The organism is Streptomyces carpinensis (assembly GCF_002154505.1).
Classification (GTDB): Bacteria; Actinomycetota; Actinomycetes; order Streptomycetales; family Streptomycetaceae; genus Streptomyces; species Streptomyces carpinensis.
The window spans coordinates 1-1456 of sequence record NZ_MUBM01000476.1; the positions used below are offsets into that span (position 1 = coordinate 1).

A 1456-nucleotide genomic window follows, 5' to 3' on the forward strand; every position below is an offset into this window, starting at 1 on the left:
AGCGGAACTCCACCACGTCGCCGTCCTGCATCACGTAGTCCTTGCCCTCCATGCGGGCCTTGCCCTTGGCGCGGGCCTCGGCGACCGAGCCGGCGGCGACCAGGTCCTCGAAGGAGATGACCTCGGCCTTGATGAAGCCCTTCTGGAAGTCGGTGTGGATCACGCCGGCCGCCTCGGGGGCCGTGGCGCCCTTCTTGATGGTCCAGGCGCGGGACTCCTTGGGGCCCGCCGTCAGGTAGGTCTGCAGGCCGAGGGTGTCGAAGCCGACGCGGGCGAGGGTGGCCAGGCCCGGCTCGTGCTGGCCGACGGACTCCAGGAGTTCCAGGGCCTCGTCCTCGTCCAGCTCCGCGAGGTCGGCCTCCAGCTTGGCGTTGAGGAAGATCGCCTCGGCGGGGGCGACCAGGGCGCGCTGCTCGTTCTTGAAGTCCTCGTCGGTCAGCTCGTCCTCGTCGACGTTGAAGACGTACAGGAACGGCTTGGTGGTGAGCAGGTGCAGGTCGTGCAGCAGCTCGTTGCGCTCGGTGCCCTGGACGATGCCGTGCGCGAAGAGCGTGTCGCCCTTCTCCAGGATCTCCTTGGCCTCCTCGACGGCCTTGACCTTCGGGGCCACGTCCTTCTTGATCCGGGACTCCTTCTGGAGCCGGGGCAGGACCTTCTCGATCGTCTGGAGGTCGGCGAGGATCAGCTCGGTGTTGATCGTCTCGATGTCGTCCTTGGGCGAGACCTTGCCGTCGACGTGCACGACGTTCTCGTCCTTGAAGGCGCGGATGACCTGGCAGATGGCGTCCGACTCGCGGATGTTGGCGAGGAACTTGTTGCCGAGTCCCTCGCCCTCGCTGGCGCCGCGCACGATACCGGCGATGTCGACGAAGTCGACCGTGGCCGGCAGGATCCGCTCCGACTTGAAGATCGAGGAGAGCTGGGCGAGGCGACCGTCCGGAACGCCCACGACACCGACGTTCGGCTCGATCGTGGCGAACGGGTAGTTGGCCGCGAGCACGTCGTTCTTGGTCAGGGCGTTGAACAGGGTCGACTTGCCGACGTTCGGCAGACCGACGATTCCGATCGTGAGCGACACGTTGCGACTTCCCGTACGTGAGGAGACTGGGGGCCAAGCGGCCGATCCACCAGTCTACGGCGTGTCGCGCGCCGGCCCCGCGACAGTTCGAACGCTTGGGCAGGCTGGGCCGCGCGGCGTGTCAAACGGCCTATTCGACACATAAGCAGACCTAGGTTGGTCCAGTGGAGCAACCCAGGACGCGACCTCAGCAGCACGGACCGCGACGCGGCAGGCCGCCGGTGCCTCCACCGGGGGTGCAGCAACGGGCGCAGACGCAACGGCGTCTTTCGTCCCAGGAGGGCCTGTCCTCCGAGGGGCGGGGGCGCGGAAAAGAGCCCGCGGGGCGGCGTCCTCCGGGGGCCCGACGCCCGGCCGGCGGCCGGCGTCCGCCCCCCG

1 protein-coding gene is annotated in these 1456 nt (G+C 68.5%); it reads right to left on the reverse strand.

All coding sequences use genetic code 11. The features are described from left to right. Positions 1 to 1078, reverse strand: a 1078-nt coding sequence (gene ychF, locus BZY54_RS43870) for a redox-regulated ATPase YchF (RefSeq protein ID WP_086730944.1), incomplete at its 3' end; no start/stop codon positions are given. Positions 1079 to 1456: the final 378 nt, after the last annotated feature.